At 40.0% G+C, this 12,821-nt stretch carries 14 protein-coding genes; 13 read left to right on the top strand and 1 reads right to left on the bottom strand.

The features are described 5' to 3' along the window. Positions 1 to 730: 730 nt before the first annotated feature. The 7 genes from R7O13_RS23305 to R7O13_RS23335 all read left to right on the top strand — a co-directional run bounded on the left by R7O13_RS23305 (position 731) and on the right by R7O13_RS23335 (position 5,930). Entirely contained in the window at positions 731 to 1,138 is a 408-nt protein-coding gene (locus tag R7O13_RS23305; RefSeq protein WP_318304772.1) for a hypothetical protein, read from the top strand. Between the two features lie 144 nt (positions 1,139 to 1,282). After that, a complete protein-coding gene (locus tag R7O13_RS23310) occupies positions 1,283 to 1,738 on the top strand; it encodes a hypothetical protein (RefSeq protein WP_017448461.1) in 456 nt (151 codons plus the stop codon). Positions 1,739 to 1,891: 153 nt separating this feature from the next. Then, positions 1,892 to 2,296, top strand: coding sequence for a GFA family protein (locus R7O13_RS23315; RefSeq protein ID WP_318304773.1), 405 nt, complete (start codon positions 1,892 to 1,894; stop codon positions 2,294 to 2,296). Positions 2,297 to 2,460: 164 nt separating this feature from the next. Beyond that, positions 2,461 to 3,147, top strand: coding sequence for a DUF4336 domain-containing protein (locus R7O13_RS23320; protein WP_274000242.1), 687 nt, complete (start codon positions 2,461 to 2,463; stop codon positions 3,145 to 3,147). 1,196 nt (positions 3,148 to 4,343) lie between these two features. Then, positions 4,344 to 4,814 carry a hypothetical protein gene (locus tag R7O13_RS23325; protein WP_039476980.1) on the top strand — a complete coding sequence of 157 codons (471 nt, stop codon included), beginning with the start codon at positions 4,344 to 4,346 and terminating at the stop codon, positions 4,812 to 4,814. 144 nt (positions 4,815 to 4,958) lie between these two features. Beyond that, complete coding sequence (locus tag R7O13_RS23330) at positions 4,959 to 5,288, top strand: hypothetical protein (protein ID WP_005500288.1); 330 nt, start codon at positions 4,959 to 4,961, stop codon at positions 5,286 to 5,288. 156 nt (positions 5,289 to 5,444) lie between these two features. Next, complete coding sequence (locus R7O13_RS23335) at positions 5,445 to 5,930, top strand: hypothetical protein (protein WP_025794347.1); 486 nt, start codon at positions 5,445 to 5,447, stop codon at positions 5,928 to 5,930. Positions 5,931 to 7,230: 1,300 nt separating this feature from the next. Here R7O13_RS23335 and R7O13_RS23340 read toward each other — a convergent pair. Further along, positions 7,231 to 7,515, bottom strand: a complete 285-nt coding sequence (locus R7O13_RS23340) for a hypothetical protein (protein WP_250156415.1) — start codon at positions 7,513 to 7,515, stop codon at positions 7,231 to 7,233. A gap of 785 nt (positions 7,516 to 8,300) precedes the next feature. On the opposite strand from R7O13_RS23340, the gene R7O13_RS23345 reads away from it, so the two are divergent. The 6 genes from R7O13_RS23345 to R7O13_RS23370 all read left to right on the top strand — a co-directional run bounded on the left by R7O13_RS23345 (position 8,301) and on the right by R7O13_RS23370 (position 12,625). Then, positions 8,301 to 9,284 (top strand): DUF3883 domain-containing protein, encoded by a 984-nt coding sequence (locus R7O13_RS23345; protein WP_318304774.1) that lies wholly within the window; start codon positions 8,301 to 8,303, stop codon positions 9,282 to 9,284. Between the two features lie 144 nt (positions 9,285 to 9,428). Continuing rightward, complete coding sequence (locus tag R7O13_RS23350) at positions 9,429 to 9,827, top strand: DUF6232 family protein (protein ID WP_064368481.1); 399 nt, start codon at positions 9,429 to 9,431, stop codon at positions 9,825 to 9,827. A gap of 166 nt (positions 9,828 to 9,993) precedes the next feature. Further along, a complete protein-coding gene (locus R7O13_RS23355; protein ID WP_318304775.1) occupies positions 9,994 to 10,491 on the top strand; it encodes a DinB family protein in 498 nt (165 codons plus the stop codon). A 140-nt stretch (positions 10,492 to 10,631) separates the two neighbouring features. Further along, entirely contained in the window at positions 10,632 to 11,243 is a 612-nt protein-coding gene (locus tag R7O13_RS23360; protein ID WP_004402684.1) for a hypothetical protein, read from the top strand. Positions 11,244 to 11,389: 146 nt separating this feature from the next. After that, entirely contained in the window at positions 11,390 to 11,863 is a 474-nt protein-coding gene (locus R7O13_RS23365; RefSeq protein WP_318304776.1) for a hypothetical protein, read from the top strand. Positions 11,864 to 12,001: 138 nt separating this feature from the next. Further along, a complete protein-coding gene (locus R7O13_RS23370; protein WP_318304777.1) occupies positions 12,002 to 12,625 on the top strand; it encodes a DUF2026 family protein in 624 nt (207 codons plus the stop codon). Positions 12,626 to 12,821 lie beyond the last annotated feature (196 nt).

Genomic DNA, 12,821 nt, shown 5'->3' on the forward strand with positions numbered 1-12,821 from the left:
TTTTACCAACTTTGGCTACGCACCTAACAAACTGTTCAAGAGGGATTCGCAACGCGTGGCATTTTCACTATGCGTTGATTTTAGTGATTTAGGTGGTTTGCGGCGGGTTCGGTATTGCGTTGCTCACCCCTTAACAGGGCGTTAGGCGATGGGCAAAAAGTCCTGAGTTCTTATCTTCTTAGCTCTCTTTGGCAGTTTGTTTTTTTAAGTCGGCAATTCAGCATTTTCGGCTTAAATCCTTAAATCCTTAAATCCTTAAATCCTTAAATCTCTTGAGCCGTAAAACATGTCAAAATTCGTGGGTTGCCTCATTGGCTTTCTGTGTCAGTTGGTGGTGAGTTCCACTGACTCGAAGCGTGGTAAGAGCAATTTTATTGATACTACTGTGCTTGTTGTTGGTTTGCAGCTTTGAGTTTCCATTGTTCAAAAGCTACTTTGTTGCTGAAAGGGTGCATTTCGTAGTTGTTGCACCACGGCTATAACATAGTGGCTTCAGTGGTTCTTGAATCACAAAAAGTCAGTAAGCGTTTGGTAGCGTATTGAGTTTGATGTAACCTGTTTTCAAGCCATTTTAAACAGTGGCGGGGAAATTCGCCTAACAAGGCATTCAAGCAGATTCGCAACGTGTGGCATTTTTGCTTTGGTCAGCTTTAGTGTTTACAGCACAATGGTTAGGTTCAGTGGTCGTGTTGCTCACTACTTAATGCGGCGTTAGCTGTTTGAGGAAAAAATGAGAAAATTCGATAAGCCGCTATTCTGGCTGTATATAAAAACAAGAGACTCATTGTTGTCATCTTTTAAGGGCTTTCTGGGAATGCTTTTAGTGTTCATCGGGGCAGCAGTAGTTTTAGGTAATGAATCCCCTGAGAATGTCTGGATTTCGGTGGGAATCATTTTATTAGTATCTAGTCTTCCAGTCTCAATGGGCTTGATGATGGTAAAGTTCAAATTTAAGAGCTTTGCTGGATCAATACCTACAGCAGAACTAGCGTACTTCTTACAGCACGATGAAGGTGCAAACTTAGATAAAGCTGTGAGAGGTTTATTTTCGTTATACCTATCTTTTATGATTTACCTTTGGTTTACGATGGTAGCTATCGCAGGTCTTGGTATGTTGGGAGCAAAGCTCGTGTTGTAAAACACAGCTAACAAACTGCTCAAGAGGGATTCGCAACGCGTGGCATTTTTACTATGCGTTGAATTTAGTGATTAAGGTGGTTTGCGGCGGCTTAGGTATTGCGTTGCTCACCCCTTAGCAGGGCGTTATGTTGAGAAGGGAGTTATGAAAACTTTATTGAAACAAAGTAAATTGGTCAGTTTTAAATTAATGTATAGCTTTGTCACTAGAGTATTAATTTGTGGCATGTTTGCTTACTACTTAGTCGAGATATCTAAGGCTCCATTTTTAACACAATTAGGATACATCGCATTTTTTTGTGCTGTATCTTTAGCGGCTGAGTATTTAACATCCAAACCGAAACAGTCGCTAGAAGTTGTGCTTGATGGTAATAGTTTATCTCTTTTAGGTACAAGTATAAATACTGCTGATATTAATGAAATTTTGTATGCGCAAACCAAAAGGTTTGAACATACGGTAAGGTTTCGTTTCAAAAATCAGACATATCAAGACTTTGAACTAGCTTCTCCTGACTTAATTGAAGATCTAAGATTTTACCATTTTCTAGTTGAAAACCAGTTGCCTGTGAAGATGCTAGATAGTCATGAACGCGTTGCTTAACATCTCAACATAACAAATTGTTCAAGAGTGATTCGGCACGCGTGGCATTTTTACTATGCGTTGGGGTTAGTGATTAAGGTGGTATGCGTAGGCTTCGACATTGCGTGCCTCACACCTTAACAAGGCGTTATGAAGCAGGAGGAAATATCAACTATGGTAAAACAAGTTGGAAATACGGAAATCAAAGAGAATCATCGAGCTTCATGCCATTGTGGTGCTGTTGTTCTTGAGTTGTATTTGCCAAATGGCATCGAAAAACCGAGGCGTTGTGACTGTTCTATTTGTCGTAGAAAAGGGGCAATAGTCGGCTCAGTCCCTTTAGCTAATATAAAAATCCTCAAGGGTGAAACTGAGCTAAAGCTGTATCAATTCAACACAGGAACAGCTAAACATTATTTTTGTTCAAATTGTGGCATTTATACTCATCACCAAAGACGTTCAGATCCAACCGAATACGGCTACAACATTGGTTGTCTTGAGGGTGTAAATCCATACGAATTAGGTGCTATTGAAGTCATGGATGGCGTAAATCATCCGGCTGATAGAAAGAAAATTTAAGTCCGCATCACTTTCGCAACTGCTTCATAACAAAGCATTTAAGACGGATTCCCAACGCTCGGCATTTTTGGTTTGCTTTAGTTTCGGTGTTTACGGCATCATACTTTAAGTTTGGTGGTCTGCGTTGCTCACCACTTAATGCGGCGTTATGTGATTGGAGTAACATGGAAAAATTAGCGCATGAAATATGGATATTTGATGGTGAACCTGTTCAGTTCTTAGGGTTACCCTTTTCCACTCGAATGACGGTTGTTAGACTTTCTAGTGGAGATCTATGGGTTCATAGTCCAATTAAATTGTCTGAGTCAATTACGGAGCAAATTGACAGTCTCGGTTCTGTTAAATATTTAATTGCCCCCAATCATTTACACCACTTGTTCTTATCTGAATGGATTGTGGCGTATCCAAACGCAGAAGTCCTTGGGACAAGCGAGGTGATTAAAAAGCGTAGCGATATCTCTTTTCATGCATCTCTTAATAACTCGCAAAGTTATGCTTGGGCTCCAGACATTGAACAAGAACTATTTTCTGGTTCTCCGTTAATGGAAGAGTGTGTTTTTTACCATAGCAGTTCAAGTACGTTAATAGTTACTGACTTGGTTGAGAACTTTTCAGGTAAAGACTTTAACTACTGGCAACGGGTTGTGGCCAAAGGTGTTGGTATACTTGCCCCTAAAGGGAAAATGCCTTTGGATTGGCGTTTAAGCTTCATGTTTGGTAAAGCGGACGCGCGGAAACACCTCAATAGGTTGTTGTCTTGGAACCCGCAAATATTGGTCATGGCTCACGGTGAAATCGTCACTGAAAATGCAGACAAATTCTTACAAAAGTCTTTCAAATGGTTAGTATGAGAAACCTTTGAGAAAATCACATAACAAAGCATTTAAGAGGGATTCTCAACGCTTGGCGGTCTTGGTTCAAAGTTCAGCCTAAGTGTTTATGGCACAATGGTTTAGGTCGGGTGGTTTGCGTTGTTCACCCCTTAATGCGGCGTTAGTTGCCAACGAGGAAAAAAGTCACTCCAAGAAGAATATTTAGAGCTAATGTCCATGTGTTGTTAGTTCGTTTTTGTATTTCAATTTTTAGTTCTTTGGGTTTGTGAAAATCGTGCTTTGGTTGCTTGTGCGGTTTGGGTTTTCTGCTGCAGACGCTGATTAGCTTGTTGAAAGTCTGCTCTGCTGTATTGTTGTTCCAAAAGGTTTGTTTGGTGTTTAAAGTCCGTTTTCTACGGCGTTGTAAATTCCAAGTGGTTTCAGTGACAGACGCTTTGAAATTGCGCCTGATTTGAGTTTTTCAAAACACACAAAGGCGGTGTTGGCAAAGCTGCAATCAACTTCAAGTTAAAGCCTTAGGCTTGGCAACTAACAAACTGTTCAAGAGGGATTCACAACGCTTGGCGGTTTTGGTTTGAATTAGCTTTAGTGTTTTCGGCACAATGGTTTAGGCTAGGGTGGTAGCGTTGTTCACCCCTTAACAGGGCGTTATGTGCTTTGGTGTTGATGACTAATAGATGTGCATGAAAGTCATTTTAAATTAGTAAAAGGAATTACTATGTCCAAAAAGGAATCGAATAAAAGTACTGCAATAAAGTTGGGTTTGTTTATGGCTGGCTCGGTATTTGGTGCAGCCTTGTATATCTTTTTTGCGTTTCCAACATCTTGATTGTTCGGGTTGCGAAATTTCGTCGCTTGAATAGTTCATGGTCAGGCTACATGTAGGGATAGAATGTAAGTTGCCATCGTATACATCATTGTCACACTTCTTATGGTTAAAGTGCTTTTAAAGAAGAAAGTCTCCAAAAGTGTACTTTTTTATTTCGCTCATGAACTCTATTTTGGTCCAGTTGCGGTCGCCTCTTATATCGATTTGCTGTTCTGTGAGCAAAGGTGTTCAGTTTAAGCACGCACATAACAAACTGTTTAAGAGTGATTCGCAATGCGTGGCATTTTTACTATGCGTTGGTTTTAATGTTTAAGGTGGTATGCAGCGACTTCAGTATTGCGTTGCTCACACCTTAACAGGGCGTTAGCAATATTTGGAGAGTTAAGTGGAAAAACTTAATTTGAAAGAGGAACTGTTTAGGTCTATCGAAGCAGTGAATAAGTATAAGAATAATGTGATTTTAAAGGTAGAAAGCTTCATTTCGAAGAAACAGCCAGTAGATGAGTTCAACATTGAGTCGGGAAATGGAGAGCTGATTTTCATGTATTTAAACGATGTTCGAGATCCAGTTTTGGTACTGGAAAATGTTGATGGACAAACAATTTGTAAAGAGTTAGCTCATGTTCTCGAAGTTCTCGAAATATACTATGACATGCCTAAAGTGCAATTGTTATCAAGTAACATCAAGTTTGCTTCTCTAGCTAAAGATGACTTGCTCAAATTAAATCATAGTGCAGAAGAGATTATCCAGTATTTCTCTCCGTTCCTAAATAGCAAGTCAAACCAAGATTACCTTGTGCTTAATGGTAAAAGAAACCACGAATGGAGAGAGACTTGGCAACAAAAATATTGCTAACAAAGCGTTTAAGACGGATTCACAACGCTTGGCGATTTCAGTTCAAGTAGAATTTAGTGTCTAAGGTACAATGGTTTAGGTATGGCGGTTGGCGTTGTTCACCACTTAACGCGGCGTTATATGCTTTAGGGATTTCTGAACAGGATGTTTTTGATACTAGCAATATTGGGTGCTATCTACCTGTTATTTAAGCTGTACCAAGAAGGCGAAGAGATAGGTTGGAACAGAATTTTAGTTACTATCTTTTTTGTCAGCTATTCAGCTCTGTATTTGTATGTTCCACCTTTCTTAGGCATGAATAACCAATATGCAGGTAAAATGTACGAATTAGTTCCAATCGGATGCTATTTCATGGCTTTACTTCCAGATATGGAAGAAGCAGAAACTGAGGCGAAAGCCTTCGTATTTTTCGCTTGGTGTGGTCTTATTCTCATAGCATCTTTCTTGGTTTACTTTAAGTTGCATGTGTGGTGATCGGTGCCAGTACGCATATAACAAACTGTTCAAGAGGGATTCACAACGCGTGGCATTTTCACTATGCGTTGGTTTAAGTGATTAAGGTGGTATGCGGCGGCATCGGTATTGCGTTGTTCACCCCTTAACAGGGCGTTATGTTTCAATGGAGATTCTGTGTCAAATAGTAAACTAGTTGGTGGGGCGGGAGAGCACTATGTTGCATACGTGCTGTCATGCTTTAATTATGTATCCGCTTTGGTGCGGGAAGGTTCTCCCTCTGTGGACCTACTAGCATCAGATATTGATGGTAATAACACAATCAGTATCCAAGTAAAAACAAGTACATCTGCGCGACGAAAGAGAGGGAGGGGTGAAAACAGACACTGGAATCACTTGGAGTTTACTTTAGGCAAAAAAGCTATTCAGAATTCCAGCGACACATTTTTCTTCTGTTTCGTTGATCTTAAAGGCCTAGACCCGGCTAGTACGCCGGATGTTTACGTTATTCCTTCCACAGTAATTCAAGAGCATTATTCAAGCAGAGATGTCAAAGAAATAAAATGGCTAAGGCTTCATTGGAGTATAGAAAAAATGGAGCCATATAAAAATAATTGGAATCCAATTCGTGCAGTTTTGGAGTCTAAGGCAGTTGAAGCATAACAAATTGTTCAAGAGTGATTCGGCACGCGTGGCATTTTTACTATGCGTTGGTTTTAGTGGTTAAGGCGTTATCCGTCGGCACCGGTATTGCGTGCCTCACACCTTAACAAGGCGTTAGGCATCAAAGGTTACAAATGTACAGCTCGATATTGATAATATTGTTTGGTCTTTTAGTTTCACTTGGTGCAGTTTCGGGTACTTGCACACAGGGAGATGATGGGCGTTTTTATGCTTCGATAATGTATGGCTCAGTACTGTTCATTCTCATCATAGTCAGGCTTCTTCGAGAAAATAGAGGTTCAAAATTTATATGGATTACGCCCTTAATTGCTTTGTTGGCTACTATGTCGGTAACTTATTTCTGGGCTCCTTTTGTAATTGAAACGACCATTGAAGGTCATCATTTGTGTGGCAAAGAATTTGATTCTCATTTGGTAGAGTCTGATGCCTTGTCTAGAGGCATACCAACGCTTCATATTGTTTTCTCGTTGGTTATTTTCATGCTTTCATTTTGGAAGTTAATTAGGTGCAAAACTGGTAAGTAGTTTGTGGTGACAAGATGCCTAACAAACTGCTCAAGAGGGATTCGCAACGCGTGGCATTTTCACTATGCGTTGAATTTAGTGATTAAAGTGGTTTGCGGCGGCTTTGGTATTGCGTTGCTCACCCCTTAGCAGGGCGTTAGTACGGGTTTGATATCAAAGGTTATAAGTTTTGGTGTTAATCTGTTTTGGCGCTCGTCTTTACACCTTAAAGTTAGTGCCTTTCACGTTCTTTCCGGTGGCACTATATGCGGAGTGTTCGCTTTGATTTCACCGTTTACGGTTTCTAACTCTTAGCCTATTTCTTTGGCGCTTTTTCGCTTCCGCTGTACTTCCGAAGTGAATCCTATCTTTCTTTGAGTGTTGCCATCAAAGTGCGAGGATCGAATCCTTTTCTAATTTGAAGTGAGTGAAAGTAGGGGCGTTCAGTGCGTTTTTCTTCTAGCCAACTTTCGTCTCTCAATGACGGTAAAGTTTTGTAGCTGCCCGTCCCACTTCAGTGTTCAAAGCCTTTCATATCATGCCACTTTTCAATATCTTGGAGTCTATAAATAGAAGTAGCGCATGTACTAACAAATTGCTTAAGAGTGATTCGTAACGCGTGGCATTTTTACTTTGCGGTGGCTTATGTGATTAAGGCGTCGTGCGGTAGCTTTTGTATTGCGTTACTCACACCTTAGCAAGGCGTTAGTCGCCAGAAAAAGCTAGCAATCAAAATCATGTTTCTAAGCTCAAAATTTGGCTGCTGATTGTTCGGCTCACAGGTTCATCGTCGTTGGTCCAAACTCATTTTCAGCTGTTTTAAGTCCAAAGTGTTGCAAGTGTCCTCGCGGTTGTTTTGTTCTTTGGTGCTGACATAGCAGGGCAATCGAGAGTTTGTTTTTGGTTGCAACTCCGCTCGTTGAGTTTGTTGTTACAAAAGCAGATTTACTCGCTGAAATGACGTTTTCTCTGGTGTTGTAAGTTCCACGTGGTTTCAGTGACTTTGTTGAAAGTCCGCATTGTGAGATTGGCTTTCCAAAAGCGCTTTTTGGTGTTGTCAGTCAGTTTTCTACGGCGTTGTTTGTTCCAAGTGGTTTCATTGAATAGCCGCTTTGAGACTACGCCTGACTAAAGTGCATCAAAGCACATAAAGTTTGTTGTTCGCAAAGTTTGGTTCGGCTTAAAATTGTCGCTCGGTGCCTCGCGACTAACAAACTGCTCAAGAGGGATTCGCAACGCGTGGCATTTTTACTATGCGTTGATTTTAGTGATTAAGGTGGTATTCAGCGACATCGGTATTGCGTTGCTCACCCCTTAGCAGGGCGTTAGCTTAAATCATTAACAAGGATGTGTAATGAGAAGTAAAAAATGGATATTTGCAGGTATTTTACTCATTGGTGGACCCTCATTATTGCCATTTAGTTTGGAAGTGATCTCAATAATTGAGCTGTTTGGTCTTTTCGGCTTGTGGACAATTTATTCATCTTACGCCGAATATTTGGTGAATCATCCTCGGTTTCAAAGAGGTCTGCGTTTAGCTACCAGTTGGGACTTTCAGCCTCAAATGTTGTTCTCGCTGAGAGATCTTAGGACATGTCCACAGTTAGTTTTTCATATGCTCCCTATTCAAAGTGTGATGGTCTGGACTTTGAATATTATGTTTTGGGGTAGTGTGGCTTGGTGCTACATAATTTAAGCTAACAAATTGTTCAAGAGGGATTCGCAACGCGTGGCATTTTTACTATGCGTTGGTTTTGGTGATTAAGGTGGTATGCGCGGCTTTTGTATTGCGTTGCTCACCCCTTAACAGGGCGTTAGCCATACACATTGTTTTTGGGATCAACGTATGAAAATGATAATTTGCAATGTAGCGTGGATGAAGCACTACGATGGTATCAATGACAGTGATTATCCTATTAATGGTGGTAAATACATTGATAAAAACGGATACGGTCATGAAGTACTTAACTTTCAAAAAAATGGGAAATACTGTTATGGCTATGTTCAAGCTAATAACTTAACGATAAATATTAGTCGAATTGCACCGAATGCCGGGGACTATATAGACGATGTGTTAGTGGTTTGGCGTTCCCGTTCTAATAGAGGTTCGGTGGTAATTGGATGGTACGAAAACGCACGTGTCTATAGAACTACCCAGGAACCAAATGATAGAAGAAGCTTTCACTTTAACGGTGAAGATCACTTTCCAGAATACCTGATTAAAGCTAAATCTAAAGACTGTACTTTGTTAGCTCCACAACAACGTTTATTTCCTGTGCCGGTAACTCACAAAGGGTTTGGTTCTCAAACTTTTGTTTCTTTTCTAGAAGCTGAAACATCTGAAGTGAAAAAGTTTAAGCGACAGTTAATGACATATATATCCAGAGTTAAAGAAGGCCAGTTCTCACTACCAAATAAAGGTAAACGCGGAAAAATAGATCATGAGACAAAGCTGAAAATTGAGAAAACAGCTGTAGATCTAACTATTGATTATTATGTCCAGCTAGGTTACATCGTTGACTCTGTAGAAAAAGATAACGTGGGTTATGACTTAAAAGCAACTAGTGGGAATAAAACACTTTACATCGAAGTAAAAGGAACTTCAGCAAAAGATCATACATCAGCGAACGTATGCTTAACCCCCAATGAATATAAAACCAGCAAAACAGCGAGCAGGAAATATCGTATCTGCATCGTGGTTAATTGTTTATCAGAGCCGGAACTATTTGAGTTTACTTGGAATCCAGAAAAAAGCTTATGGTTTAGTGAGCATAGCCTCACAAGCTTAAAAGTAACAGAATCAATATCAGCTAATTTGTCCATCTGCTAGTATGGCTAACAATCTGTTTAAGAGTGATTCGCAACGCGTGGCATTTTTACTATGCGTTAGTTTTAGTGGTTAAGGTGGTATGCGGGAGCATTGGTATTGCGTTGCTCACACCTTAACAGGGCGTTATACGAATAGAGGGAATTTATGTACAAGAGTACTGATTTTAGCTTGGATTCAAAAGAGTTCAGGTTTAAGAAAGACTCATATCCTTTGTCTAAGATAAACAATGTTAGGGTTAAAAAGTTAAGTTTTCTTGATAATTTAGGTCAAGTTTTATTCTGGGTGTGTGTTTTTTCAGGGGCAGTTTGGTTAGTTATTCCAAGGTTGGAAGAGGTACCACAATGGCTACTAGTTTTAGTTCTTAGTCTGACCGTCGTAGGTTTGGTCTTTGCTCTTCTTCGTTGCTCTAAATATGCACTTCAAGTCGAGTTTCGCCACATAGATGAAACGGGCGTTCAATGGGTTAATGTCGCCAAGTCATACTCAAAGTCAGATTGTGAGTTATTTGAACAACAAGTGTTGGCACTGAAGAAATTCGTATAACAAATTGTTTAAGAGTGATTCGGCACGCGTGGCTTTTTTACTATGCGTTGGTTTTAGTGGTTACGGTAACATGCGGCAGCATCGGTATTGCGTGCCTCACACCTTAACAAGGCGTTAGGTGCAGCTTGAGCTCCTCAACTCTCAAATGAACAACAATGGAGAATAAATGGACTTTTCTAAGGCATTTCAACATAAACAGTGGGCAAATAACGAATTGCTTGATATTGGAGAACAACAGTTCTCAATACTTCCAGAAAGTGATGCTACCTTTTTCGTTAGAATCTTAAACCATACAACAGTCGTTGATAGTCTCTTCATCAGTCGAATTTTGGGTGAGCCTGAAAAATATAGTGGTGACAATACCGTTGAGACTCCAACAATATCGGAGCTTCGAGAGACAATGAATCAAAACGACTCATGGTTAGTTCAGTATGTGGGCGCTGCAACCAAAGAAGATCTAAAAAGAGTTGTTTCATTTAAGTTTATTGATGGTGACACAGGGCAGATGTCAATCGAAGAGATTCTGCTCCATTTGTTAACTCATGGCAGTAACCACCGTGGTATGGCATCTAGGGTACTAGCAGAAAACAATCTAGAGCGTCCCAAAGACACATTTACACGCTATCTTCATCAATTAGAGCCTTCAAGAAGAGTTGGGGGCTAGCACCTAACAAACAATTTAAGAGTGATTCACCACGCTTGGCATTTTTGGTTTGGGTCAAGTTCAGTGTTTACGGCGTCCATATTGAGTGTTGTGGTAGCGTGGTTCACACCTTAATTGGGCGTTATGCCTCAGGAGAAAAAATGGAAGATATTCTCACGATTTTAAAGGTTTGTAGTGCAGTGGTAGCAATTATTGCAACTTTGATTGGTGTACTAAAATTCAAGTTTACACGCCGCTCGGCAATGATAGCGGAGTATCAACATGCTAGAGCTTTTCTATCTGAGGTCGACACTTTACATCCTTACGCAAAAGACCTTGGCTTTTACACGATCGCAGGTAGTAGTTACGTAAGTTCTGCGGAAATTGAATATGCTATAAGCCTCGAAAACCCAGTTAAGTCTTTAAAATGTTATGTTAAAGGTAGAAAGTACTTTATTCCGTTTAATGAGCTTAAGTATCCCAAGCTAAAATTTAAGCCAAAATACGAGTCTCAACGAAAAAGAGTGTTCTTAACCTATTTTTATATGGTCATGTATTTCTTAATGGCTTTTGTTGCTATGTCTCCAGCTATTCTTTCCCAGTTTATAGATTATTCGTCTCTTACTGACTACGTTTCGCTATTATTGGTTAGCTTGGTGGCATTCGGATACCTCGCGTACGAAATGCTGCAACGTCATCTAGAAATTTACTTTGCGCAGTTCTTGTTTGACTCACAAGAAGTACACCGAGATCTAAAGGTAGTAAAGGCATAACAAACTGTTTAAGAGTGATTCGCAACGCGTGGCATTTTTACTATGCGTTGGTTTAAGTGATTAAGGTGGTATGCGGTGGCGTCGGTATTGCGTTGCTCACACCTTAACAGGGCGTTATGTTTCTACGAGTTCAAAGGATCTGAACAGTGAAAAAATATTTAGAACCTACGGCAACGGAATCTTTAGTTCGGGTTTTAGTGCCTGTATTTGGAGTGTTTGTTGCTTTCTATTTTCTGATGCTGGAAAGCGAAGTTTTATCTTTAATTTCATTAGTTATCAGTATTTTTGTTTTCTGGAAGTCAAAGCGAAATTTATTGTTGAAAGATACTAGCTATCCATCGAACGAGATTAACTATAAAAATTGTAAAAAAGCCGCAGTTATTCATGGGTGGGGAACAGCCAGTGATATTGAAATGATTCGGTTAGAATTTGAGACAACCGCATCTCTGGGTAGTTGGGGGGAGCTCATTACAATACTGTTCACTCCTTCAGGAATCTATATTAACAGTCGTCCATCACCAACTAAGCGCCCATCGATAGTTACTCTCGGCAAAAACAAACTAAATGAACAAAAGGTTGTAGATATGTTGGAGGGTAGCTCCTTTACATCCGAAACATAACAAACAATTTAAGAGGGATTCTCAACGCTTGTCATTTTTTCTTCTACTTCAATATTAGTGTTTATGGCACAATCTTTTAGTTTGGGTGGAGGCGTTGTTCACCCCTTAATTGGGCGTTATGTGAATTGAGAGTTCAATATGAAGATTACATTACCGGATTACTTCCGTATTTACAGTATTATGCATTCCGTATTAAAAAGTGAGAATGCCGATACGAATAAATCGTGCTCATTTTATAATTATTGTGGAGCTTACATTCTCAACGAACATTATAACTTGCCAGCTAAAGTATATTCTGGCTTTGCTGCGTATCATTTAGGTGGGGAAAATATACTAGGTTTTGGAAAAATGGATGGTAATACTTTGTCCTCCAACAGCGAAGAATTCCATACATGGATTGAACTGGATGGCTGGCTAATTGATTTTATGGCTCCTGAGTTCCCTAATGTACTCAAAGAGCTGACTTCGAAGGAAAATGTTCCCCGAAAAATGATGCAAAAACCATTATCGAAAATGGTTGAGTATGCAGATGACATTTCTCAAGCTGGCGACTTTTTATTGTTACCAGACTTAGAGGTGACTAACGCAATTATGTCGAACATTGAAAAGCAACCAGCCTTTATTGATCTCATCGAAATCTGCTCAAAGTGGTATTCCCGAAAGTCAGGTAAAATGTCTCGTTCTATACAAATATCTGATGGCAGAGGCAGTATAAAAGAAGTGAGTATTGAAGATGTTGCTCCTATTGTGGGGGCGTGGTAATTCACATAACAAATTGTTCAAGAGGGATTCGCAACGCGTGGCATTTTCACTATGCGTTGGTTTTAGCGTTTAAGGTGGTATGCGGTGGCATCGGTAGTGCGTTGCTCACCCCTTAACAAGGCGTTATGCGCCAAAAATTGGATTCACATCCATGCTTTTGTGGAGGATACGGATAATCTCAATATTTTGATTGCCG

This window comes from Vibrio sp. Y176 (assembly GCF_033438945.1).